At 68.1% G+C, this 23,400-nt stretch carries 18 protein-coding genes; 11 read left to right on the forward strand and 7 right to left on the reverse strand.

Translation table 11 applies throughout. The features are described 5' to 3' along the window. Window position 1 precedes the first annotated feature (1 nt). Window positions 2-946, forward strand: a complete 945-nt coding sequence (locus tag QHF83_RS08285) for a hypothetical protein (RefSeq protein WP_282417216.1) — start codon at window positions 2-4, stop codon at window positions 944-946. Here QHF83_RS08285 and QHF83_RS08290 read toward each other — a convergent pair. The 3 genes from QHF83_RS08290 to QHF83_RS08300 all read right to left on the reverse strand — a co-directional run bounded on the left by QHF83_RS08290 (window position 943) and on the right by QHF83_RS08300 (window position 4,160). After that, window positions 943-1,599: a CAP domain-containing protein gene (locus QHF83_RS08290; RefSeq protein WP_282417217.1), complete on the reverse strand. Its 657-nt coding sequence runs from the start codon at window positions 1,597-1,599 to the stop codon at window positions 943-945. The genes QHF83_RS08285 and QHF83_RS08290 overlap by 4 nt on opposite strands. 117 nt (window positions 1,600-1,716) lie before the next feature. Then, window positions 1,717-2,949 carry a PAS domain S-box protein gene (locus QHF83_RS08295; RefSeq protein ID WP_282417218.1) on the reverse strand — a complete coding sequence of 411 codons (1,233 nt, stop codon included), beginning with the start codon at window positions 2,947-2,949 and terminating at the stop codon, window positions 1,717-1,719. Then, on the reverse strand, window positions 2,946-4,160 hold the full coding sequence (locus tag QHF83_RS08300; protein WP_282417219.1) for a PAS domain-containing protein: 1,215 nt from the start codon (window positions 4,158-4,160) through the stop codon (window positions 2,946-2,948). The genes QHF83_RS08295 and QHF83_RS08300 overlap by 4 nt, the downstream gene beginning before the upstream one ends. Window positions 4,161-4,453: 293 nt before the next feature. Here QHF83_RS08300 and QHF83_RS08305 point away from each other — a divergent pair, with 293 nt between their 5' ends. From QHF83_RS08305 to QHF83_RS08335, 7 genes are all read left to right on the forward strand, one after another. Beyond that, window positions 4,454-5,902, forward strand: a complete 1,449-nt coding sequence (locus QHF83_RS08305; protein WP_282417220.1) for a CoA-acylating methylmalonate-semialdehyde dehydrogenase — start codon at window positions 4,454-4,456, stop codon at window positions 5,900-5,902. Then, a complete protein-coding gene (locus QHF83_RS08310; RefSeq protein ID WP_272418352.1) occupies window positions 5,902-6,777 on the forward strand; it encodes a nitrilase-related carbon-nitrogen hydrolase in 876 nt (291 codons plus the stop codon). The genes QHF83_RS08305 and QHF83_RS08310 overlap by 1 nt, the downstream gene beginning before the upstream one ends. 24 nt (window positions 6,778-6,801) lie before the next feature. Then, window positions 6,802-8,208, forward strand: coding sequence for a dihydropyrimidinase (gene hydA / locus QHF83_RS08315; protein WP_282417221.1), 1,407 nt, complete (start codon window positions 6,802-6,804; stop codon window positions 8,206-8,208). Then, a complete protein-coding gene (locus QHF83_RS08320; RefSeq protein ID WP_282417222.1) occupies window positions 8,205-9,584 on the forward strand; it encodes an FAD-dependent oxidoreductase in 1,380 nt (459 codons plus the stop codon). The genes hydA and QHF83_RS08320 overlap by 4 nt, the downstream gene beginning before the upstream one ends. Before the next feature lie 3 nt (window positions 9,585-9,587). Then, window positions 9,588-10,979: an NAD-dependent dihydropyrimidine dehydrogenase subunit PreA gene (preA, locus tag QHF83_RS08325; protein WP_282417223.1), complete on the forward strand. Its 1,392-nt coding sequence runs from the start codon at window positions 9,588-9,590 to the stop codon at window positions 10,977-10,979. Window positions 10,980-11,006: 27 nt separating this feature from the next. Beyond that, window positions 11,007-12,527: an NCS1 family nucleobase:cation symporter-1 gene (locus tag QHF83_RS08330; RefSeq protein ID WP_348980432.1), complete on the forward strand. Its 1,521-nt coding sequence runs from the start codon at window positions 11,007-11,009 to the stop codon at window positions 12,525-12,527. Between the two features lie 91 nt (window positions 12,528-12,618). Beyond that, window positions 12,619-14,421, forward strand: coding sequence for a hypothetical protein (locus QHF83_RS08335; RefSeq protein ID WP_282417225.1), 1,803 nt, complete (start codon window positions 12,619-12,621; stop codon window positions 14,419-14,421). On the opposite strand, the gene QHF83_RS08340 is transcribed toward QHF83_RS08335, so the two are convergent. From QHF83_RS08340 to murA, 4 genes are all read right to left on the reverse strand, one after another. Beyond that, on the reverse strand, window positions 14,422-15,852 hold the full coding sequence (locus QHF83_RS08340; protein WP_282417226.1) for an Ig-like domain-containing protein: 1,431 nt from the start codon (window positions 15,850-15,852) through the stop codon (window positions 14,422-14,424). It abuts the gene before it with no gap. Window positions 15,853-15,871: 19 nt separating this feature from the next. Further along, on the reverse strand, window positions 15,872-18,154 hold the full coding sequence (locus tag QHF83_RS08345; protein WP_282417227.1) for a VCBS repeat-containing protein: 2,283 nt from the start codon (window positions 18,152-18,154) through the stop codon (window positions 15,872-15,874). Window positions 18,155-18,215: 61 nt separating this feature from the next. Beyond that, window positions 18,216-18,857, reverse strand: coding sequence for an ATP phosphoribosyltransferase (gene hisG, locus QHF83_RS08350; protein WP_282417228.1), 642 nt, complete (start codon window positions 18,855-18,857; stop codon window positions 18,216-18,218). Then, window positions 18,854-20,125, reverse strand: a complete 1,272-nt coding sequence (gene murA, locus QHF83_RS08355; RefSeq protein ID WP_348980433.1) for a UDP-N-acetylglucosamine 1-carboxyvinyltransferase — start codon at window positions 20,123-20,125, stop codon at window positions 18,854-18,856. Before murA ends, hisG begins: the two co-directional genes overlap by 4 nt. Before the next feature lie 135 nt (window positions 20,126-20,260). Here murA and QHF83_RS08360 point away from each other — a divergent pair, with 135 nt between their 5' ends. The 3 genes from QHF83_RS08360 to QHF83_RS08370 all read left to right on the forward strand — a co-directional run bounded on the left by QHF83_RS08360 (window position 20,261) and on the right by QHF83_RS08370 (window position 23,374). Continuing rightward, the gene (locus QHF83_RS08360) at window positions 20,261-21,592 is read left to right on the forward strand and encodes a DUF6688 family protein (protein ID WP_282417230.1); all 1,332 of its coding nucleotides are present in this window, start codon (window positions 20,261-20,263) and stop codon (window positions 21,590-21,592) included. A gap of 82 nt (window positions 21,593-21,674) precedes the next feature. After that, window positions 21,675-22,883: a hypothetical protein gene (locus tag QHF83_RS08365; RefSeq protein WP_282417231.1), complete on the forward strand. Its 1,209-nt coding sequence runs from the start codon at window positions 21,675-21,677 to the stop codon at window positions 22,881-22,883. Between the two features lie 113 nt (window positions 22,884-22,996). Continuing rightward, window positions 22,997-23,374 (forward strand): hypothetical protein, encoded by a 378-nt coding sequence (locus QHF83_RS08370; RefSeq protein WP_282417232.1) that lies wholly within the window; start codon window positions 22,997-22,999, stop codon window positions 23,372-23,374. Window positions 23,375-23,400 lie beyond the last annotated feature (26 nt).

A 23,400-nucleotide genomic window follows, 5' to 3' on the forward strand; every position in this document is an offset into this window, starting at 1 on the left:
GATGGTCCCCGAAGGCAGCGCGCTCGCCGCGGGCGCGAAGAGCCTGCTCGACGCGTGGGGCGAGACCGATCTCTCGGCGCTCGTCGAGCGCAGCGCGGTCGAGCTCGTGGGCGAGGCCGATCGCTGGTCGATGGGCTCGCGCGAGGTGCGCGCCTATCGCGTCGTCCTCACGGTCTCCGCGCCGGATCACGTCCTCGTCACCGCGCAGCCGAACCGGCTCTCCACCCTGCGCGACGCGTTCGCCGCGGCCGCGCGGACGCCCGAGACCGAGCTCGAGAGCCTCTCGCTCGTGCTCGCGCTCCCGCCCACGGGCGCGGGGTTTCATCGCCATGCCTACCGCGACGCGCCCATGGCGCGCGCCGAGCCGCCGCCCCCGCCCGCGGCCGTGCTCGGCGGCGCGGCCGAGCTCTGCAAGGCCCGGAAGAACCGCGACGCGGAGGGCATCCTGCGGCGGGCGTCGATGGAGCAATCGTACGTGCAGGCCGCGGCCCGCTCGATGCGCCGCTTCCTCCTGCGCCTCGATCCGGCCGACTTTGCGCGGATCGAGCGGGACCCACCGCTCGCCGAGAGTCTCATGTCGGCCGTGCGGGACGCGGCCACGACCGCAGACGACCCTGCGTCGGCCGTTCACTTCGGCCTGCGCCTCGACGGGCCTTTGCCGGAGCTTTTGGACCCCGAGGTCCGGCTCGCGCTCTCGCTCGCGGAGAAGGGCGTCGCGTGCGTGCCCGTGGCGCGGCCCGAGGGAAAGAGCGTGCTCGCGGCGATTGGCTCGTCGGGCGTCGTGCTCGTGGAGGTCGCGTCGGGCGGGCAGGGGGCCGTGTCACGCGGCGGCGAGGTGAAGGTCTCGCGCCTGCGCGTGCCGGAGGGCGCGCTCGCGACGGCGGAGGGAGCCGATGGCGTGAGCGCCCAGATCGTGGCCGCGCTCGGGGCTGCAAAAATCCGTTAAGGCGTCCCGAAATCCTGCGTCCAGTAGTGCTTGTACCCCGTCGTCCCCTGGTAATACCCCACGCCGAGTTGCTTGAGTGAGGCATTCATGATGTTCTTGCAATGCCCCGTGCTCGTCATCCATCCGTTCACGACGGCTGTCGGCGAGTTGTACCCGGCGGCGATGTTCTCGGCCGCGCTCTTGTACGTGTAGGCAGCGTTCTTGATGCGCTGCCACGGCGTCGAGCCATTCGATCCGGTGTGGCTGAAGAAATTGTTCACCCCCATGTCTTTCGAATGCTTGCGCGCGGCACACCGCAGCCGCTCGTCGAGCACGAGCGCGGGCGCGGGCGGATACGCCACGCCTCCACAGCTCGCGCCGGCCGCGCGTTTCTGGTTCACCAGCGTCAGCACCTGCGCCTCGTAATCGGACCAGGTCTGATTCCAGCTCACGATGTCGTCGCACCAGGCCACGAGATCCGCCGAATCCTCCGCCTCGAGGGCAAAGGCCTTCGCCTCCTCGTCGTCGCCGATCTCCAGCGCCTCCCCCAGCGCTTCGCCCATTTCCTCGGCCGCTTCGTCCGCGTATTCGTCCTCTGCCTCCATGGGACCACCGCAGCCGATCAGCGCCAGCGAGCCCATCACGAAGAGCAGGGAGGATGAAATGGTCTTCATGAACGAGGACATTATCATCGTGTCCTCGATTCACGAATCCCTCAATGGCGCCGCATTCGTGCTTCCATCGTAATCGTAATGGTTCGCCGTGGGCGGCAGTCCTTTGAGGTAGAACAATCAGCGAACAGGGCCGTGTCCCCGCGCTACACGAAGCGCATACGCAACGCCGTCTCGTAGCGTGCCCTTCGTCACGATCGTTCCGAGCTCTGCCCCATTTTCCACGAATGTCCGCGCGAGCTCCGGTCCCGTCCCCGTCGTGACCACCTCCGCTCCGAGCAGCCGCGCCGCCTGCGCCGCGCGCACGAGCGCCTCGGCCGCCACCGCGTTCGCGTCTTTCACGCCCGTCAGGTCGAGGATCACGACCTTTGCGTTCTGCTGCCCGATCCCTTCGAGCAGCACGCCGAGCATCCGCTCCGCGCGGGCCGGCTCGAGCACCCCGACGAGCGGCATCACGAGCACGCCCTCCGCGATCGGCACGAGCGGCGTCCCGAGCTCCTCGAGCGCCGCTTTCTGCGCCGCGATCACCTCGGCCGCGAGCTTGCGCCGCTCCGTCTCCGCGCGACGCGCCTCCGTCAGATCCCGGATGATCGCGCACCGCGCGATGCCTCGGCCTTGCTCGTCGCGCACGAGGAACGCCGTCACGCGCGCGTCGAACGTCTTCCCATCGGCGCGCAGGTACGTGAGCTCCCCGCTCCACGAGCCTCGCTCGAGCACCGCCTTCGCCACCTGCTCCCGTTGCATCACCTCCGCGTGCTGCGCCACGAGCTCGTAGATCGAGTGGCCCAGGAGATCATGCCGCCCGAGCAGCCGCTCGAGCGCCGGGTTCACGTAGAGCAGCGTCCCGTCCGGCGCCGCCACGCCCATCCCGTCCGGCGCGTGGTGGATCAGCGCCTCGAAGATCTGCGCCTTGCGGTGCAAGAATTCCACCCGCGCGCGGAGCTCCTCGTCGATGAGGTACAGCGCCTCGCTCGACGACCGGATGAACGCGCGGATCTTCGACGTCGCCTCCGGCACGCCCGCGGCGCGGAGCTCGAGCCCCACGTCGATGAACACCTGCCGCATCGCGCCGAGCACGCCCTGCAGCGTCGTCGCCGACCAGCCGCGCTGCACCGAGCTGTCGATCCAGCGCTTCCAGCTCTGCGTCGCGAACGACATGGTGCCGTCCCGGAGCGCCTCGATCGCGATGTCGACCTCCACGGCGCGATCGGCGCGGAAGGCCTCCATCGGCGCACCGAGCGTACCGCCGAGGGCCGTTCGCGCCTCCTCGGTCAGCCGCTCGACGAGGTTGTCCCGGCGCGAAGCGAACGCCTCCGCGAACGACGCGACCACCGCTCCCTCGGGCCCGCTCATCGCACAGGCCCCGCCCCTCGGCGCGTCTGCCGCTTCTGCCGCTTCTGCCGCTCGTGGGCGATCGCGTGCGCCACGCCCGCGCGCAGCGTGCTCCACGTATCCATGCCGCCGAGATCCACGTCGAGATCGACCAGCGTCTTCGCCACCGCGCCTCGCACGCCCGTCAGGACCACCTCCGCGCCGACGAGCAGGGCGGCCCTCGCCGCGCGCATGATCGACTCGGCCACCTCCGCGTCCACCACCGGCACGCCCGTGATGTCCACGATCACGTGCCCCGCGCCCGTCCGCGTGATCCCTTCGAGCATCACCTCGATGATCCGCGGCGTCCGCGCGGCGTCGAGCGAGCCGACGAGCGGCATCGCCAGGACCCCTTCGGCGAGCGGCAAAAGCGGCGCGGCGAGCTCCCGCAGCGCCTCGGCTTGCGCCGTCTGCATCTCCTCCTCGAGCGCGCGCCGCTGCTCCTCGGCCCGCTCTTCCGGCGTCGCGTCGCGCACGAGCACGCACCGCGCGATCAGCTCGCCGTCCGTCGACTTCACGCGGAACGCCTTGAGCCGGGCGTTGAACGACGTCCCGTCCGCGCGCTTGTACCGGAGGTTTCCGTCCCAGTGCCCCACGCGCTCGGCGACCTCGGCGATGTGCGCGAGCTTCGGGCCCTCGTCCGGGTGCACGAAATCCGAGAAGTGCCCGCGGCTCGCGTCTTCCGAGCCCATCATCGCGCAGAACGCCGGGTTCGCGTAGAGCACCGTCCCATCGGGTTTGGCGATCCCGATCCCGTCGGGGGCGTTCTCCGTGACCGAGCGGAGCACCGCCGCGCGCTTCGCGGATTCCTCCGCCTTCACGCGGAACGCTCGATTGAACGCGGCCGCGGCCGTGTTCATCGCGCCGACGATCCGCCGCGCGCCCACGTCCGCGCCAGGCACGCCCTCGTCCACCGCGTCGAGCGCTGCTTCGAGCATCGCTTGGCCGATACGCTCGAGCCAGATGAGCACCTTGCGCCCGTCCCAGCCTCGCACCTGCGCGGTCTCGCCCAGGCGCGAGGCCCACGCTTCCGCCGGGACCGGCTCTGGTTTTTCGATGCCGTCGAGCCACGCGTCGTAGCTCGCGTCGAGCTCCGCGCGAAACGACGGCGGCACCTCACCGAGCTCGGACGACGCGGGATCCGCGCCCGTTTCCACGAGACGCGCAAGGACGTCGGGGCGCCTTTGCTGCATCGCCCGTCGGAACGCGGAAACCTCTCCCGACATGTACGGCCCAGCGTAAGAGCATCCTGGGCGCGCTCGCAAGCGCTCCCGCCGCACAGCGCGCGCCCGAACCGTGCCTCTCGCGACGACGCGGGGCGGCATACGTTGTCGTGGTGCTCAGGTTCGCCCTTGGGCCTTGTCGCGGGGAGAAAATCACGGTTGATTGTGCTCGGCGCGTCTCGCTCTGCCTCCGTCGAGGCCGAGGTGGCGCGTGCGACGGGGGGACGGGCGAAGGCCCACGTCAGGAGGAGGATCGTCGTTTTATGCGCGTGCTCGAGAACTTCATCAACGGCGCCTGGGTTGCTTCTGCGGGCACCACGTTGCTCGACGTGAAGAATCCCGCGACCGGGGAGCTGCTCGCCAAGGTCCCGCTCTCGACCTCGGCTGACGTCGACGCCGCGGTGCAGGCGGCCAAGGCTGCGTTCCCTGCGTGGCGCGCCGTCCCGCCGGTGCAGCGCGCGCGGTACCTCTTCAAGCTGAAGGGCCTCTTCGACCAGCATCGCGAGGAGATCGCGAACATCTGCACGAGCGAGCACGGCAAGACGTTCTCCGAGTCGTTCAACGATTTCGGCCGCGGCATCGAGAACGTCGAGCACGCGTGTGGCATCCCGACCTTGCTCATGGGGCAGAACCTCGAGGACGTCGCCTCGGGCATCGACACGAGGGTCCTGCGTCAGCCGCTCGGCGTCTTCGCGGCGATCACGCCGTTCAACTTTCCGCCGATGGTGCCGCTCTGGTTCCTCCCGTACGCGATCGCCACGGGCAACACGTTCGTGCTCAAACCGAGCGAGCAGGTGCCGCTCTCGCAGCGCCGCATCTTCGAGCTGATCCAGCAGATCGGCCTGCCGAACGGCGTCGTGAACCTGGTGAACGGCGGCCGCGAGGTCGTCGAGGCGATCTGCGAGCACCCGGACGTGAAGGGCGTCTCCTTCGTCGGCTCCTCGAACGTCGCGAAGATCGTTTACCGGAAGTGCGGCGAGACCGGCAAGCGCGTCCAGGCGCTCGGCGGCGCGAAGAACTTCATCGTGATCATGCCCGACGCGGACATGGAGCGCGCGGTGCAGAACGCGGTCGAGTCCTGCTACGGCTGCGCGGGCCAGCGCTGCCTCGCGGGCAGCGTGATCGTCCCCGTCGGCGACGCGTACGAGCGCGTGCGTGACGCCTTCGTCGCGTACGCGAAGAAGATCGTGCTCGGCGACGGCAAGGACCCGGCCACCACGCTCGGCCCCGTCATCTCGCGGGCGCACAAGGACCGCGTGCTCTCGTACATCGAGAAGGGCCTGCAGGAGGGCGCGAAGCTCGTGCTCGACGGCCGCAACGCGACCGTCCCGGGGCTCCCGGACGGCAACTGGATCGGGCCGACGATCTTCGAGGACGTGCGCCCCGACATGGTGATCGGCCGCGAGGAGATCTTCGGGCCCGTCGCTGCGTTCATGCGGGCGAAGGACCTCGACGAGGCGATCCGGCTCGCGAACGCGAGCGAATTCGGCAACGCGGCGAGCATCTACACGACGAACGGCAAGGCCGCGCGCGAGTTCGGTGCCCGCGTCGAGGCGGGCATGGTCGGCGTGAACATCGGCGTCGCTGCGCCCATGTCGTTCTTCCCGTTCGGCGGCCAGAAGGCGAGCCTCTTCGGCGACACGAAGGCCCACGGTTCGGCCGGCATCGATTTCTACACCGAGCGCAAGATCGTCATCGAGAGGTGGTTCTAATGGCCAGGAAAGTCATCGGCGGGCTCATCCAGTGCTCGAACGCGCTCAATGATCCGGGCGCCTCGGTGCTGCAGATCCGCGACGCGATGTTCGAGAAGCACCTCCCGTACATCGAGGAGGCGGGCAAGAAGGGCGTGCAGATCCTCTGCTTGCAGGAGGTCTTCAACACCCCGTATTTCTGCCCCTCGCAGGACGCGAAATGGTGCGACACGGCCGAGGCGGTCCCGAACGGCCCCACGGTCCAGCGGCTCACCGAGTACGCGAAGAAGTACCAGATGGCGATGATCATCCCCGTCTACGAGCGGGAGCAGGCCGGCGTGTATTACAACACGGCCGCCGTCATCGACGCGGACGGGACGTACCTCGGCAAGTACCGGAAAAACCACATCCCGCAGACGAACGGCTTCTGGGAGAAGTATTTCTTCAAGCCGGGCAACCTCGGCTATCCCACGTTCCAGACGCGGTACGCGAAGATCGGGGTCTACATCTGCTACGACCGCCATTTCCCCGAGGGCGCGCGCCTGCTCGGCCTGAACGGCGCCGAGATCGTCTTCAACCCCTCGGCGACCGTGGCCGGCTTGTCCCAGTACCTCTGGAAGCTCGAGCAGCCCGCGCACGCCGTGGCGAACGGGTATTACATCGCGGCGTCGAACCGCGTCGGCACCGAGGCGCCGTGGAACATCGGCAAGTTCTACGGGACCAGCTATTTCTGCGATCCGCGGGGCAATTTCCTCGCCGTCGGCAGCGAGGACCGTGACGAGCTCGTCGTCGCGGAGATGGACCTCGACGTGATCGAGGAGGTGCGGCGCACCTGGCAGTTCTATCGCGACCGCAGGCCCGAGACGTACGAGGACATGGTCAAGCTCTTGCCCTGATCGAGGGGCGTTCGGGAGGACGAGATGGGCATCCTGATCAAGAACGGCGAGATCGTCACCGCATCCGATAGGTTTGTCGGTGACGTATACTGCGATGGCGACAAGATCGTGGCGGTCGGGTCCGGGCTCGTGAAGCAGGGCGCGGACGACGTCGTCATCGACGCCTCGGGCCAGCTCGTCTTCCCGGGCGGCATCGACGCGCACGTGCACATGGAGCTGCCGTTCATGGGGACGGAGAGCTCCGATGACTTCGAGACGGGCACCGCGGCGGGCGTCGCCGGCGGCACCACCTCGATCATCGATTTCGTCATCCCGGCGCGCGGCCAGCATCTGCTCGACGGACTTTCCATGTGGAAGGAGAAGGCGAAGAAGGCCGTCGCCGATTATGCCTTCCACATGGCGGTCACCTGGTGGGGCGACCGCACGAAGTCCGAGATGGAGCAATGCGTCCGCGAGGAGGGCATTCCCTCCTTCAAGACGTTCATGGCCTATCGCGGCGCGATCGGCGTCGACGACGTCGAGCTCATCCAGGTCATGCAGACCGCGAAGGACCTCGGCGCGCTCGTCACGGTGCACGCCGAGCACGGCGACGTCGTCGTCGCGCTGCAGAAGAAGCTCGTGGCCGAGGGCAAGCTCGAGCCGAAATACCACGCCCTCTCGCGCCCCGCGCCCGTCGAGGGCGAGGCGACGAACCGCGCGATCATGATGGCGCGCATGATCGGCGAGCCCATTTACATCGTCCACCTCACGTGTCGCGAGGCGCTCGACGCCGTCACCGACGCGCGAAGGCGCGGTCAGCTCGTCCTGGCCGAGACGTGCCCGCAATACCTCATCCTCGACGACTCGGTCTACGACAAACCCGATTTCGAGGGCGCGGCGTACGTCATGAGCCCGCCGATCCGGCCGAAGGGTCACCAGGAGGCGCTCTGGGCGGGCATCGCCTCGGGGCTCATTCAGGTCGTCGCGACGGACCATTGCCCCTTCAATCAGGTCGGCCAGAAGGACATGGGCCGGGACAATTTCACCAAGATCCCGAACGGCGCGGCGGGCATCGAGAATCGCCTCGGCCTCCTCTGGACCTACGGCGTGCTCGGCGGCCACATCGACGTGAATCGCTTCGTCGATCTTTTCTCCACGCAGCCCGCGAAGATCTTCGGCCTCTATCCGCGCAAGGGCGCGATCGTGCCGGGCGCCGACGCCGATCTCGTGGTCTTCGATCCGAAGGGGTCGAGCGTCATCTCGGCGAAGACGCACCACCACCGCTGCGATCGCAACATCTTCGAGGGATTCGAGGTCAAGGGCAAGGTGAGCCACACCATCGTCCACGGCCGCGTCCAATACAAGGACGGCAAGCTCGACGTCGTGCGCGGCGCGGGGCGTTATCTCCCGCGCAAGCTCGAGGCGCCGGCTGCCGCAAGGGAGGTCCGATGACCCATCATTCGCCGCACATCCCGGACGTCGAGGGGGACCGGCTCGAAGTCCTTTACGAGGACAAGAAGCCGCCGTACGAGGACGCCGAGGCCGTCGCCGAGGCGAATCGGTGCCTGTATTGCGTCGACGCGCCCTGCATCAAGGCGTGCCCGACCGCGATCGACATCCCCACGTTCATCCGGAAGATCGGCACGGGCAACGTCAAGGGCGCGGCGCGCACCATTCTCACGCAGAACCTGCTCGGCAAGTCCTGCGGCCAGGTTTGTCCGGTGGAGGTCCTCTGCGCCGGCGCCTGCGTCTACAACGATTGGAACCGCGATCCGATCAAGATCGGGCGGCTCCAGCGGTATGCGGTGGAGAAGGCGCTCGCCGAGGATCCGCAGCTCTTCAAGCCGAAGGCGCCGACGGGCAAGCGCGTCGCGCTCGTCGGCGCGGGCCCGGCGTCCATCGCGGCGGCCGGCTGGCTCGCGCTCGAAGGGCACGAGGTGGCCATTTACGAGAGGAAGCTCTTGCCGGGCGGGCTCAATACGCTGGGCATCGCCCCGTACAAGATGAAGGTCGAGGAGGCGCTCACGGAGATCACGTGGGTGCTCTCGCTCGGCAACGTCGAGCTCTATCAGGGCGTGGAAATCGTCCCCGTCTCGGGCTCGCCCGAGGAGGTCTCGGTCGCGACGCTGCTCCAGCAATACGACGCAGTCTTCCTCGGCCTCGGCCTCGGCCCGGATTCGCGGCTCAAGATCCCCGGCGAGGACGGCGGCGGCGTGGTTGGCGCGACGCACCTCATCGAGCGGCTCAAGGCCGACCCGACGCTCCGCTTCAAGGGCGTCGACCGGGCGATCGTCATCGGCGGCGGCAACACGGCCGTCGACGTCGCGCACGAGCTCGCATTGCTCGGCATCGACGCGACCATGGTCTACCGCGGCGGCGACCACGAGCTCTCGGCCTACGAGCACGAGCTCGCGAGCGGCCGCGTCGACGGCATGAAGGTCCTCTGCGAGCGCTCGCCGGTCGCGGTTTTACGGGACAACATGGGCAAGGTCACGGGCGTCCGCGTGATCCGGACCGAGGACAAGAAGCCCGTCCCCGGCACCGAGGAGGACCTCATGGCGGATCTCGTGGTCGTCGCGGTCGGACAGAGCCGCGCGACCGAGGTCGCGCGCTCGTTCCCGGGCGTCGAGCTCGACACGCGCGGCCGGGTCCTCGTCGATCCGAAGACCCATCGCACCGGAAACCCCAAGGTCTGGTGCGCCGGCGATTGCGTCAACGGCGGCAAGGAGGTCGTGAACGCGGTCGCCGAGGCGAAGATCGCGGTCACGAGCATGCACGCGTTCCTCATGGGCACCGAGATGGGCGTGGAAAAGGGCGTGGGAGCCTGAGACATGGCAGATCTATCGATTGATTTCGCGGGTATCAAGAGCCCGAACCCGTTCTGGCTCGCCTCGGCGCCGCCCACGAACACGGGCGACCAGGTCATGCGCGCGTTCGACGCCGGCTGGGGCGGCGCCGTGTGGAAGACGCTCGGCAATCCGATCGTCAACGTGTCGAGCCGGTTCGGCGGCATCGATTACGGCAATACGCGCATGATGGGGCTCAACAACATCGAGCTCATCACGGACCGGCCGCTCGAGGTGAACCTGCGCGAGATTCGCGAGGTCAAGCGCCGGTATCCGAACCACGCCGTCATCACTTCGCTCATGGTCGAGACGAAGGAGGAGTGGAAGGAGATCATCCAGCGCGCCGAGGAGGCGGGCTCGGACGGCCACGAGCTCAATTTCGGCTGTCCGCACGGCATGTGCGAGCGCGGCATGGGCTCGGCCGTGAGCTCGGAGCCGAAGGTGCTCCGGGAGATCGCGCGCTGGGCCGTCGAATTCGCGACGAAGCCGGTCATCGTCAAGCTGAGCCCGAACGTGACGGACATCGTCGAGCCGGGCGAGGCGGTGCTCGAATCGGGGGCGCACGGGATCAGCTTGATCAACACGATCAAGTCGATCATGGGCATCGACCTCGACCGGATGGTGCCGCTGCCGCGCGTCGGCGAAGCCTCGACGAACGGCGGTTATTGCGGCCCGGCGGTCAAGCCCGTCGCGCTGCACATGGTCGGCGAGTTGACGCGGCATCCGTACGTCGCGAAGCTGCCGATTTCGGGCATCGGCGGCATCTCGAACTGGCGCGACGCGGCCGAGTTCATCGCGCTCGGGTGCACGAGCGTGCAGGTGTGCACGGCGGTCATGCATTATGGCTACCGCATCGTCGAGGACATGATCGAGGGCCTGAACGATTTCCTCGACTCGAAGGGCATGAAATCGATCCTCGAGCTCCGGGGCCGGGCCGCCCAGCAATACAAGAACTGGGGCGACCTCGACCTCGGGTATCGCGTCGTCGCGGACATCTCGGTCGATAAATGCATCGGCTGCCAGCTCTGCTACACGGCCTGCATGGACGGCGCGCACCAGTGCATCCACCTGCCTGGCCGCACGGAGGAGCAGGCGCGCAAGGCCGGGCATACGCACATTCCCAAGCTCATCCCGGACCGCGCGGTCACGGCGAAGGGCGCAATGCCCGGCGCGCGCGTGCCGTTCGTCGACGAGGAGGAGTGCATCGGCTGCAATCTTTGTCAGCTCGTTTGCCCCGTCTCGGGCTGCATCACGATGAAGGAAGTTTCGTCGGACAAACCGCACGAGACCTGGAACGACCGCGTCCAGCGGGGCGCCGATTTCGTACCCGGCGGGCTCCACGCCACGGAGATCGAGCGCGCCAAGCGTAACGGCTGATTCTACCCATTCGGGGGGCCCTTCATGATGAGCGACGCTCGCCTCGCCGTCCGCGTCTCGGGTGACATTCACGAGGTCGAGGGCGAGATCGTCTCGCCCTACATCAATCACGACCTCGAGCCGACCCGGATCAAGCAACGCAAGTGGGCGATGAAGGACATCGCCGCGCTCTGGATCTCCATGTCGGCCTGCGTGCCCACGTACATGCTCGCCTCCTCGCTCATCGCCGAGGGGATGAGCTGGTGGCAGGCCGTGGTGACGATCTTCCTCGGCAACACGATCGTCCTCTTGCCGATGATCCTGAATGCGCACGCGGGCACGAAATACGGCATTCCCTTCCCGGTGTATTGTCGCCCGTCGTTCGGCATTCTCGGCGCGAACATCCCGGCGATCCTGCGCGCGCTCGTCGCGTGCGGCTGGTTCGGGATCCAGGCGTGGATCGGTGGGTGGGCGATTTTCAAGATCATCGCCGTGTTCGTCCCCTCGTGGGAGAGCGCGCCCACGAACATCCTCGGCATCAGCCTCCCCCAGCTCCTTTGCTTCCTGTTTTTCTGGGGGATCAACATGTGGGTCATCCACAAGGGGATCGACTCGATCCGGGTCCTCCTGAACATCAAGGCGCCCCTGCTCATCGCGCTCGGGCTCGCGCTGCTCGCGTGGGCGTATGGCAAGGCGGGCGGGTTCGGCCCGATGCTCGACACGCCCTCGGCGTTCTCCGCGGGAGGGAAAAAGGAGGGCCAGTTCTGGTCGTTTTTCTTTCCCGCGCTCACGGGCATGATCGGCTTCTGGGCGACGCTCTCGCTGAACATCCCCGATTTTACGCGTTATGCGTACTCGCAGCGGGATCAGGTCGTGGGGCAGGCGCTCGGCCTGCCCACCACGATGGGGCTTTATTCGTTCATCGGCGTGGCGGTCACCTCTGCGACGGCGGTGATTTACGGCGAGACGATCTGGGATCCGGTCGTGCTCATCACGAAGTTCAAGCACCCGGTCCTGCTCGTGGTCGCGCTCTTCTCGCTTTGCATTGCCACGCTCGCGACGAACATCGCGGCGAACGTGGTGAGCCCCGCGAATGATTTCGCGAACCTCTGGCCGAAGGGCATCTCGTTCCGGACGGGCGGCTTCATCACGGGCGTGATCGGCATCCTGATCCAGCCCTGGCGGTTCGTTTCGGACCCGTCGGGGTACATCTTCACGTGGCTCGTCGGGTATTCGGCGCTGCTCGGAGCGATCGGCGGCATCCTCATCGCGGACTATTTCATCGTCCGCAAGACGAAGCTCGACCTCGTGCAGCTCTACGTGCGCGAGGGCTCGTACTGGTATCGGGGCGGCTTCAATCCCGCGGCCATCCTCGCGCTCCTCGCGGGCATCCTGCCGAACCTGCCGGGGTTCCTCGGGACGATCAAGGTCATGACCGTCGCCCCGATCTGGATGAAGCTCTACAACTATGCCTGGTTCGTGGGTTTCTTCATCTCGGGCGCGCTCTACGTCGTCCTCGCGCCGATCCTCGGCCGGAGCGAGGCGACGCCGGTGAAGGTCGAGACCTGACGAAACCTCCGTTTTAGCGGCCGACGCCTACTTTCCTGCCACGCCGCGCATCGACAAAACAATTGAATTCTCGGGGCATCTCGGGATAATCGTGACCGAGGTCGCGGTTTTCCCGTCGGAGGCGTCGATGCGGTTCGGTGTTTTGTCTGCCCTCATGGCCCTTGCCCTCGCGGGCCTGGGCGTCGCGAGCTGTACCCAGGATTTCGACCAGTTCGAACCGACGGGGGGCAGCGGCGGCAATGGCGGCTCGTCCGCGTGCCCGACCGGTCAGGTGAGCTGCAATGACACGTGCGTCTCCGCCGACGATCCGGCGTTCGGCTGCGGCGCCGGGTGCACGCCGTGTAACGTCCCCAATGCGACGGCCGCCTGCGTCAACGGCGCCTGCGCCGTGGACACGTGCAACGCGGGGTTCTCCGATTGCGACGGCCTCGCGACGAGCGGGTGCGAATCGAATTCGGCCACGGATCCGAACAACTGCGGCGGATGCAACACGGTCTGCACGGCGACGAACGCCATGCCCACGTGCACGGCGAGCATGTGTGGTCTCGGCCCGTGCACGCCGGGGTTCGCCGATTGCGACATGATGACGGAGACCGGCTGCGAGACGAACACCGAGGCGGATCCGCTGCATTGCGGCGGCTGTGATTCGGCCTGCACCGTCTTCGAGACCTGCATGGACGGCAAGTGCGAGCCGAGCCCCTGCGAACCGGGCACGGCCGATTGCAACATGGACAACGCCGACGGCTGCGAGACGACGCTCGGCACGCTGCTCGATTGTAATTTCTGCGGCGACGTGTGCGACCTCGCGAACGCGTCCGAGACGTGCGACATGGGCGCGTGCGCGCTCGGCGCGTGCGACGGCGGGTTCGGCGATTGCGACATGATGGACGCGACGGGCTGCGAGGTGAACCTCCAGAACGATCCGATGAACTGCGGCGCTTGCAACAACGTTTGCCCCGGCGGTGCCCTCGCGGCCTGCACGAACGGCATGTGCGGCATCCAGTGCGCGGCGGGGACGGCCGATTGTAACAACGACTCGTCGGACGGCTGCGAGGTGAACACGCAGACGGACGCCATGCATTGCGGCGCGTGCGCCCATGCCTGCTCGAACGCGAACGCGTCGGCCACCGTGTGCATGGCCGGCGCGTGCGCGCCCACGTGCAATGCCGGGTTCGGCGATTGCACGAAGCCCATGGCGCCCGCAGCGGACGACGGCTGCGAGACGAACACGGCGACGAGCGTCGACCACTGCGGCGCCTGCGGCCGCGCGTGCTCCGGGACGAATGTCGCCTCGAAGAGCTGCGCGGCGGGCGTGTGCGATTCGTCGTGTGACCTCGGTTTTGCGAACTGCACCATGCCCGCGATGGGCAACGACAACGGCTGCGAACTCGACGTCGAGGACAACGACACGAACTGCGGCGGCTGCGGCAACGATTGCAGCGGCGGACTCGATTGCGACCGTGGCCCCCTCGCGCAGAAGTTCTGCGGCTGCAACACGAACAACGAGTGCGGCGGGGGCGGCACCTGCAACGGCGGCACGGGGCTCTGTACCTGCCTCTTGACGACCTGCGCGGCGGGCGAGGTCTGCGGGGCCCTCGGGTGCTCGTGCAATGGCGGCGCCGCGTGCGGTGCGAACATGCTCTGCTGCCAGAGCCCGGCGGGCTGTGTCAACCCGTACACCGACGCCGCGAACTGCGGCGCTTGCGGTCGCGAATGCCCCACGGGCTTCGTTTGCGGCGGCATGGCCCCGCAGGCGCCGTCGTGCCGGTGCGACGCGGACGCCGATTGCAATGCAGGCTCGGCGGGCACGTGTGGTGGCAACGGGCAGTGCACCTGCGGCGGCACGCAATGCGGCCTGGGCGAGCGATGCTTGCCGAACGGGATGTGCGGCTGATCAGGAGCGGCGGCCGCGCCGCCGCGCGACGAGCGCCACGCACGCGCCTGCGAGCGCGAGGAGCGACCCGGCGCTCGCCTCGCGGCGCGCCGGCGCGGCCGTGCAACCGCTTCCCTCCGCGACGGGATCGACGTTCGTCGGCGGAGGCGGCTCCTCCTCTTCCGGAGGCACATCCTCCGGCCGCATCGAATACGCCTCGTCGAGCTTCGGGCAAGGCGAGGCGGGCGGCGGGCCCACCTCAACCGCGCAATCGCCGCCCGGGGATTCGGGCGTGCAGGTCGTGAACGAAAAGACGAGATCCTCGGTCGGGGAGACGCCGGCGAGCGTCTTGATCGATTTGTGCAGGGACGCGGTGTATTTCGTGGCCGCTTTCCAGGGCTCTTGCGCCGTGACGAGGAGGACGTTCGCCCACTGGTCCCCGCGATACCCGCTGACCTTCGTCGGGACCACGTTCCCCGCGGCGTCGCGCACGGTCACGACCGCGTCGTCGGTCGTGGCTCGGTCCATTCCCTCGCCGAAGAACAGCACGATTCTTCCATCGGGCCGCGTATTGTCGAGTGTGGCGAACGGATAGGCCTCGTCCGGGTAGGCGCCGATGACCACGTCATCGGCCGAGGGATTGCCGTCGAGCCGGCGGAGGATCTCGCGGTAATACCCCATCGTGACACGGGCGCCGAACGGATATCCGCCAGGCGTCCGCGGATCCCGCAGGCTCTGCCGGGCCCAGGGGAATTTCTTCCCGTAATCGTCGGCGCCGAGGTAGAGGAAGTTCGCGACGACCGAGAGGCCGGACCAGGCCGTCGACATGGCCTTCTGGATGGCGTCGGGCGTGACGGGGTGGACGATCTTCTGCTCGAAGAGCTCGCTTTGCGTCTTCGTGTCGATCGCTATCTCGGGCAGGTAATACCGCGGATGGTCGTGGACGAGGAAGATGTCCATCGCCATGTCGAAGGTATCCATGTCCCCGGGATCGACCTGATCCGCGCGCTCGTAGAGGAGCGAATCGAATGTCGAATCCGTGATTCCGTGGGCGGCGAGGCCCATCAAGAACGCCACGTGCGCCGCGGCTTCCGGGTTTTCGAGGGGTTTGTCGCCGTACCGGGCGCGGATGAGCTCGATGTAGCCCTGGACGTATTGCTCCCAGTGCGGAATTTCGCCTTGATCGTGATCTTCGGCGGTGTAGCCGGAGTCGGGGAAGAAGGCGCCGTTCGAGAGGTCGTTCAGGTGGGCGTCGAAGACGGCGCGCAGGCGCGTATCCGTGACCTGCTCGGCGGCGCACTGGGCCATGTAGATATGGCCCTGCATGCCCGTGGCCGAGGCGGTCCCCGCGGTGCCGAGGGTCGAGAGGAGAAAGGCGAGGGCTGCGAGGGGTCTCTTTTTCGAGAAAATACGGGGGGCGTGCATCATCACCTCCAGGGAGGGATGATACATGGAAAGCGAGGGGAGGGCGTCAGTTCGGCACGGCGCCGCACTCGACGCCGGTATAAAGCGCGTCGTTGTTCTTCTCGTGGCACTCGAGCGTCTGCGTCTGCGGGTCGACGCGGACGTAGATGTCGAGCTTTTTGCCCCCGAGATCGGCCTGGCAACTCACGATCGTGCACTCCGAGACGCCGAGCGCGACCGGGATCGCGGCCGTGCAGAGCGTGGGCCCCTCGGCCGAGCCGTCATAAAAGGTGACCTCGGTGCCGCTGACCATCGGGAGCGTGCCGCGGTTGCATACCCGGGCCTCGATCGTCGCGAGGGTCCCGACGCATTTCACCGCGCCGACGTCGCCGCCGGCCGTGAGATCGGGCTGCCCGAGCGCTTCGAGGTCGCCCTGCACGTTCTGGCGGAAATTGTTGAGCGTCGCGTCCTTCCAGTTGATCGCTACGCTCGAGGTCTTGGGGATCTCGCCGTGATTGCCGACGTGCGTGACGGCATAGGCGTGCTGATTCCACACGGGCCGCGAGGCCGCCCAGCGCTCCTGCTCGTCACGCAGGATCAGGATGCCATGGTTGTTCTGGGACGTCGCGGCCGGGAAGATCGGATCCGTGGCAGGACAATTGAGGTTGGCGTAGTCGTTCACGGCCGTCACGATCTCGGTGTGATAGTCGCCGTCCACGTCGACGATCACCGGATTCTCGTAGGTCGTCCCCGACGTGCGTGCGACGCTGTAGATGACGGTGCCCGTGGAGCCGTCGTAGACCCGCAGAAAACATTCATCGGCGTAGACGGCCTCGGCCTTGCCATCGTAATCGAAATCGAAGACGCTCGACCCGGTCACGTTCGAGCTCGCGTCCTTCGAGGGCTGGCTCCAGAGGATGCCCGTCCCCGGGGATTGTCCTCCGCATTTCGCGGCGTCGCCGCCCGCGAGGCAGTCGAAATCGAAGACGACGTACTGCGTGCCGCCCGCGCTCGCGAACTCGCGCCGACCATCCCCGTCGAAATCGGCAATCGTGGGGGGACCGCCGGTGCCGCCGCCTGGAATCGTGATTGGCCCGAAGACCACGGTGCCTGCGAGCGTCTGCACCCGGATCGTCCCGGCCGACACGACGACGACCTCGGCGCGATCCTGCCCGCCGAACGCGTCGAGCGGGAAGCTGCCGAGCTCGGCGACCGCCACCTGGCCCGCGGCGAGGTTGCCCGGCGTGAAATAAGCCTCCGCGACCCAGTCGCCGGCGACGGCATCCCATTGATGAATGCCATTGCCGAGCACGAGCTCCATCTTCCCATCCTCGTCGACGTCGGCGACGACGGGCACGACGCCCTTGCTGTACGCCGGGAAGCCGAGGCTATTCGAGGCCATGCAACCGTCGGCGCGATAGACCGTGGCGCCGTAGATGATCTCGGGTTTGCCGTCGTCGTCGAGGTCGTGGATCGACGGGCCGCTCCATTTGTCGGTGCCGCCCGCCGTATCGAGCGTGGTCGGCGGGCCGGAGCCTCCGGGGCAGGTGCCGGAGCGCCAGAGCTGGGAGAACTTGTTCGACGCGGGATCGAACTTGAAGGCGATGACGCCGCCGCCATGGCGCGCCGCGACGATCTCCGCGCGCCCGTCGCCGTCGAGGTCCCCGGCGGCCACCGACGCGGGCGCCATGGTCGCGTCCGCCGCGTCGTCGAAGCTGAATTGCTGCGAGCAATCTTTCCCGCTGATGACGCGCAGCACGCCCGGATTCGAGTAGCTCCCCGCCGTGGGGAACGAGCTGAAGACGACGGAGGGCGAGAGCGTATTCGGATCGCTGTCGAAATCGAAATCGACGACGACGGGCGTGGCCATCACGTGGAAGCTGTTCGGATGCGCGTCCCCGTCGGGCGGCCCCGTCCAGCGGCATTGCTCGGACGGCACGATGGCGCCGATCTCCACGGGGCTCGTGCAGCTCGGGTCGTTGTTCTGCGCGCCCGGAATGCCGTAAGGAATGCACTGCCCCGCGTCGCAGTAGCTATCGAACAAGCAATCGTCGTTCGTCACGCAGGCCGGCTGCTCGCGGGCGCACGTGGTCCCGAGCGCGCACGTCTCGCCCGTGGGGCAGCACGTGTCACCGCAGATCAGCGCCGGCGGGCATCCGGCGTCCGTGAATACGTCGCCGCCCGACCCCGCGTCCCCGCCGGTCCCGCCGGTATTTCCGCCGCCCGTACCCCCGGAGCCGCCCGCGTTCGTGCCCGTCGGGGCCGTGCCGCCGCCGCCCCCGCAGGCGAACACCATTCCGCCCGCGAGCAGGCCGAGCGCCGCGAAGCGCATCGTTCCGCGCATCTTCATGATGGATTCCTCGCTTTCGCCCCGATCCTAGGCCGGCAAGCGGAGCGAGGTCAACGCCGGATCAGGGAGCCGAAGCCTCCGCCACGACCTTGCCGATGGCCTCACAAAGCGGCCGGATCTCCGCCGCGCGGAGCTTGTACGCCGCGCGGTTCGCGATGAGCATCGTGCTCACCTCGGCCACCGTCTCGATCACGTCGAGGTCATTCTCTTCGAGGGTTTTTCCGGTCTCGACCACGTCGACGATGAGGTCCGACAAACCCACGAGCGGCGCGAGCTCCACCGAGCCGGAGACGGGGATCACCTCGGCCTGAATCCCCTTTTTCGCGAAAAACTCGGCCGCGACGCGCGGGTATTTCGTGGCCACGCGGGGCACGTCCGGCGCGCGTTTGCCCCGCGGCCCTGCCACCGCGAGGCGGCAGCGGCCGATGCCGAGGTCGAGCGGCGTGTAGAGGTCCGCCTTCTTTTCGAGCAGCGTGTCCCGACCGGCGATGCCGAGGTCGACCGCGCCGTACTCCACGTACGTCGGCACGTCGTCGGGCTTCAGGAACACGTAGCGCAGGCGGCCCGCCGCGTCGTCGCGCACGAGCCGCCGGTCGTCGGCGACGAGCGGGCCCACGTCGAGGCCCGCGCGGGAAAACAGGGGCGCGAGCGCCTTGAGGATGCGGCCTTTCGGGACGGCGATCGAGAGCGGACCCTCGTTCACCCCGGCTGCCCTTTGATCCGCACCGTATCGGCCCCGACCTGCGCGAGCTTGCGTTCCATGTACTCGTAACCTCGATCGAGGTGATAGACGCGCAAGACCTCCGTCTCGCCCTCCGTCGCGAGCAGGCCCGCGATCACGAGCGACGCGCTCGCGCGGAGGTCCGTGGCCATCACCTTCGCGCCCGAGAGCGGGCGGCCGCCGTGCACGTGCGCCGTGTGCCCGTCGGTGTCGATCTCCGCGCCCATGCGGCGCAGCTCCGGCACGTGCATGAACCGGTTCTCGAAGATCGTCTCGACGATCCGCGACGTCCCGCGCGCCAGGCACATGAGCACCATGAACTGCGCTTGCATGTCCGTGGGGAAGCCCGGGTGCGGCGCGGTCATCACGTCCACGGGGCGCAGCGGCCGATCGGGGTCGCGGCGGATGCGCACGCAGTCGCCCTCGCGCCCGACCTCCACGCCCGTCGCGCGGAGCTTCGCCACCACGGCTTCGAGGTCCTCGAGCGGCGCGTTCTCGAGCAGCACGTCGCCGCCCGCCGCGGCCGCCGCGACCATGTACGTCCCGGTCTCGATGCGGTCCGAGATGATCGCGTGATCGAACGGGTCGAGCTCGTCGCGGCCCTCGATGTGGATGACGTCGGTGCCTGCGCCGTCGACGCGCGCGCCCATCTTGTTGAGCACGCGGCCGAGCTCCTCGACCTCCGGCTCGCGGGCGCAGTTGACCAGCGTGGTGCGGCCCTTCGCGAGCGCGGCGGCCATCATGATGTTCTCGGTGCCCGTCACGGTGGGCATGTCGAAGACGACCTCGGCGCCCTTCAGCCGCTTGCACTCGGCGTGGATGTAGCCGTTCGAGAGGCGGATCGTCGCGCCGAGCGCTTCGAGGCCCTTCAGGTGCTGATCGACGGGGCGCGAGCCGATCTGGCATCCGCCGGGGAGGCTCACCTTGGCGCGGCCGTACCGCGCGACGAGGGGCCCGAGCACGAGCACGCTGGCGCGCATCTGCTTGACGAGCTCGTAGGGGGCCTCGGGGTTCGCCTCAGGGCCGCCGGCGACGCGCACGAGGGGCGGGTCGACCATCACGTTTCGGCCGAGCACGCGCAAAAGCTCGCCCGTGGTCTCGATGTCCTTGAGGGCCGGCACGTTGCGCAGGATGCTCTCGCCGTCCGAGAGGAGCGTCGCGCACAGGATCGGCAGCGCCGCGTTCTTCGCGCCGCTCACGCGGATCTTGCCCTGAAGCTGCTTTCCACCGCGAATCCGGATGACGTCCATGGCTTCGACTCTTCGCATGATTCGCTCGGGAAGGCGAACGTTTGGCGAGCGTTCCCCGAGGCCGCGTATGTAGGCGTGGGTGGGATCCGCGTGTCAGCTCGCAGGACGCAAGGTACGATGGGCATCGGAGAGCGCATGAATTCCGGGGAACAAGAACACGACAAGGAGCTCGAGGCGCCGGCCGAAGACAGGGCCCCGCCGAATCCCGCGATGGTCCCCTTCGCGCCGCCCGAGGCTCCGCTCGCGGCGCCCGAACCGACGCCCTCTACGCACAGCCGACTCGCGGACGCCGCGCTCGTGATGTTGCTCGTCGTCGGGTACGTCTCGCCGACCGTCGCGGCTCTCGTCGCGCTCGCCACGGGAGCACGCGGCCTCGCGTTCATCTGCTTCGGGATCGCGGCCGTCGGCATCGGGATCTGGGCCATCATCCGACTCTACCGTCGCACCCGAACACACGGGCGCGGCGCGGCTCTGGCGTGGGCGGACATCCTCGTCCTCGGCATCCTCCCCGCGTGGGGGCTTTTCTACAACCACATCGTCAACGCGACGTGCCAGGTGATGGAGTGCGAGGCGAGCGGCGAGGTCTTCCGCCCGCTCGCCGAGCCCGAGGTCTTTGGCCTGCTCGCGTTTCACCTCGTGACGGCGCTCGCTTACGTGGTCTCGCGGCGCAGGCGCGCGGCGTTGCACCCGCCGATGGCCGAGCTTCTCGTGCACGCGGGCATGCTCGCGGGAATGGCCATCCACGTACTGCTCGCGGTGCATTTCGGCAAATGGGTGCTCATTGGCGTGGTGTTCCCGCCGGCCTTCTTGCCCTGTTTGTCCCCGGTTCTGACCGTGATCCTCTACGGCGCGGAGCTCCGCCACCGCCTGCGCCTGCGGGGCGCGGACGCGCGGGCGATCGGAAAGCCGCTCGCCGTGTATCGCGAAGGCCCGGAGCAATCCTTCCTTCCCGAGAAGATCCACCGCCCGACGCTGCTCCGCGCCCTCGCCTTGTCCCCGGTCGTGCTCGGCGTGCACGCCGTGATCCAGGCAGTTTGGCTGGGCCATGCGGCGGGCGCGCTCCAGGTCTTCACGCGGACGTGCGACTACACGCTCTCGCGGCTCCCGGTGGAGGTGCTCCCCGGCGATTGCCATTACCTCTGCACCGTGGCCGCGCGCGGCCATTCCTGGCTCGTGCGCCCGCTCCGCATGGGCCGGCGCGGCGGCGTCCCGATCATCGTGAACCGGCAGCTCGCGGTGGCGAACGCGTTCGAGGACCTGCTCCACGAGCGCTGGCCCCGCTTCGGTCGTTTGGCGCGACGAACGTACGACCTCCTCGCCCGGCCCGTGTGCAACTACCTGCGCCCGGCGTGGGTCTCGGACGTGGTGTACCTCTTGATGAAGCCGGCGGAGTGGGTCTTCTACCTCGTGCTCGTGCTCCTCGATCCGAGGTCGCCGGAGACGCGGATCGATCGGATGTATCGCTGATCCGTTTGGGGCGAAGAACCCCGGGGACCAACATCGCCCCCTTTTCCCCGAGGTTTCACCTGGGCTAACCTACGCCCGCGTCATGCCTTTCTTCTCTTCGCGACTTGCCATCGGCCTCGCGCTCGCCGCGTCCCTCGTGGCGCGCTCGGCCGCGGCCATCGAGCCTGATCCCGTGCCCTCGCTCGATCTGCGGGGGTACCGTCCTTCCACCGATCCCGCGGCGGGCCTCTTCCTCGAACCCGTCTCCACGCCGGCGCACGGCGACTGGAACATCGCCGTCCACGGCTCGTACGCCTACAGACCCATCACGCTCCGCGATCCCGCGACGAACGAGCACGCGTTCGACGTCCTGAGCCATCAGCTCACCGGCGACCTCGTCGCCAACATCGGCGCCCTCGGCCGCCTCTCCTTCGGCGTCAACCTGCCCTTCGCCCTGTACCAGAAGGGCGACACCCCCGACTTCGACTCGATCGCCGCGCTCGGACCGACGAACATCCCCGAGCAGGCCCTCGGCGACCTCGCGTTCACCGGCAAGCTCGTCATCGTAAAACCCACCGGCGGCGACCTCGGAGGGTTTGCCCTCGGCCTCCACGAGCGGTTCACCGTCCCCACCGGCGATCGGGGCTCCTTCCTCGGCGAAGGCGCCATCACCAGCACCACGCGTCTGCTCGCCGAGTACCGCCTCCTCGTCCTCGGCTTCCACCTCGCCGCGGGCGTCAAGCTCCGCGCCGAGACCGAGAACTTCGCCTGCGCCCACATCCCCGCGACCGACCTCCCCCACGGCTGCCGCCAGCGCATCGGGCACGAGCTCCCGTTCTCCTTCGGCCTCTCCTTCCGGCCCCAGGCCCTCGGCATCGACGAAGCCGGGCGTTTCACCGTGTTCGTCGAGACGAACGGGCACGTGCCGATCTACCCCATGGAGCCTTCCCAGAACCGCACCCTCACCGCGTTCGAGGCTGCGCTCGGGGCGCGGGCGCAGCTCGGGGATTTTTCGATCCTCGCCGGCGCGTCGCGCGGGTTCTTCGGCGGCATCGGCACGGGACCCTTGCGCGTGATGCTGGGCATCGGCTGGGCGCCGCGCGTGCGCGACGTCGACCAGGACGGCGTGCCGGACGAGGCCGACCAGTGCCGCGAGCTCGCCGAGGACAAGGACGGCTTCGAGGACCAAGACGGCTGCCCCGACGGCGACAACGACGACGACGGCGTGCCCGACAACGAAGACAAGTGCCCCAAGACCAAGGAAGACGAGGACGGCAAGGACGACGACGACGGCTGCCCCGAGCCAGAGTGATGTAAGTGGTCCTTGGACGGAATAATCCTGGAACTGAGGAATCCGTTGGGGTCGATGAAGTAAGGTCGTTGACGGGCGAGGGGTTCCCGTAGGATGGTGGGTGGTCTGCCTCGATGGCACAACACCGCTTCCACCTCACGACGACGCCGCCGGATCGGATCACGATCGAGATCGGCGGTGCGCTCGGGGATCTGATCGCGGAGGAGCTCACGGCGAAGACCGTGGAAGCGCTCGCCAACCAGGCGACCACGAAGCTCGTGCTCCTGGACATCCGCGGGCTCACCGATTTCACGGTGATGGCGCGCGTGGGCCTCGGCACGTGCCAGAAGCTCCTCCGGCGGCGGCAAATCCGGACGGCGTGGCTCGTCTCGACGCCGCGGCAACACGGGCTCGCCACGCTCGTCGCGCACAACGCCGCCGACGACGGCGCCGGCGTGTTTCAGACGCTCGCGCAGGCGGAGGCGTGGTTCGCTTCGAAGAAGCTCACGTGAGCGAGGACGAACCGGAGCGCCGAAGG

The sequence above is a fragment of the Polyangium sp. 15x6 genome (genome assembly GCF_029960785.1).
In the GTDB taxonomy this organism is placed as follows: Bacteria; Myxococcota_A; Polyangia; order Polyangiales; family Polyangiaceae; genus Polyangium.

Bases quoted from the DNA above. Each gene is read 5' to 3' on its own strand.
- QHF83_RS08300 (WP_282417219.1), bottom strand. From the start codon at position 4,160: ATGCAGCAAAGGCGCCCCGACGTCCTTGCGCGTCTCGTGGAAACGGGC.
- QHF83_RS08310 (WP_272418352.1), top strand. From the start codon at position 5,902: ATGGCCAGGAAAGTCATCGGCGGGCTCATCCAGTGCTCGAACGCGCTC.
- murA (WP_348980433.1), bottom strand. From the start codon at position 20,125: ATGGACGTCATCCGGATTCGCGGTGGAAAGCAGCTTCAGGGCAAGATC.
- hydA (WP_282417221.1), top strand. From the start codon at position 6,802: ATGGGCATCCTGATCAAGAACGGCGAGATCGTCACCGCATCCGATAGG.
- QHF83_RS08330 (WP_348980432.1), top strand. From the start codon at position 11,007: ATGAGCGACGCTCGCCTCGCCGTCCGCGTCTCGGGTGACATTCACGAG.
- QHF83_RS08345 (WP_282417227.1), bottom strand. From the start codon at position 18,154: ATGAAGATGCGCGGAACGATGCGCTTCGCGGCGCTCGGCCTGCTCGCG.
- QHF83_RS08370 (WP_282417232.1), top strand. From the start codon at position 22,997: ATGGCACAACACCGCTTCCACCTCACGACGACGCCGCCGGATCGGATC.
- QHF83_RS08290 (WP_282417217.1), bottom strand. From the start codon at position 1,599: ATGAAGACCATTTCATCCTCCCTGCTCTTCGTGATGGGCTCGCTGGCG.
- QHF83_RS08320 (WP_282417222.1), top strand. From the start codon at position 8,205: ATGACCCATCATTCGCCGCACATCCCGGACGTCGAGGGGGACCGGCTC.
- QHF83_RS08365 (WP_282417231.1), top strand. From the start codon at position 21,675: ATGCCTTTCTTCTCTTCGCGACTTGCCATCGGCCTCGCGCTCGCCGCG.
- QHF83_RS08295 (WP_282417218.1), bottom strand. From the start codon at position 2,949: ATGAGCGGGCCCGAGGGAGCGGTGGTCGCGTCGTTCGCGGAGGCGTTC.
- QHF83_RS08340 (WP_282417226.1), bottom strand. From the start codon at position 15,852: ATGTATCATCCCTCCCTGGAGGTGATGATGCACGCCCCCCGTATTTTC.
- QHF83_RS08305 (WP_282417220.1), top strand. From the start codon at position 4,454: ATGCGCGTGCTCGAGAACTTCATCAACGGCGCCTGGGTTGCTTCTGCG.
- QHF83_RS08285 (WP_282417216.1), top strand. From the start codon at position 2: ATGGTCCCCGAAGGCAGCGCGCTCGCCGCGGGCGCGAAGAGCCTGCTC.
- preA (WP_282417223.1), top strand. From the start codon at position 9,588: ATGGCAGATCTATCGATTGATTTCGCGGGTATCAAGAGCCCGAACCCG.
- QHF83_RS08360 (WP_282417230.1), top strand. From the start codon at position 20,261: ATGAATTCCGGGGAACAAGAACACGACAAGGAGCTCGAGGCGCCGGCC.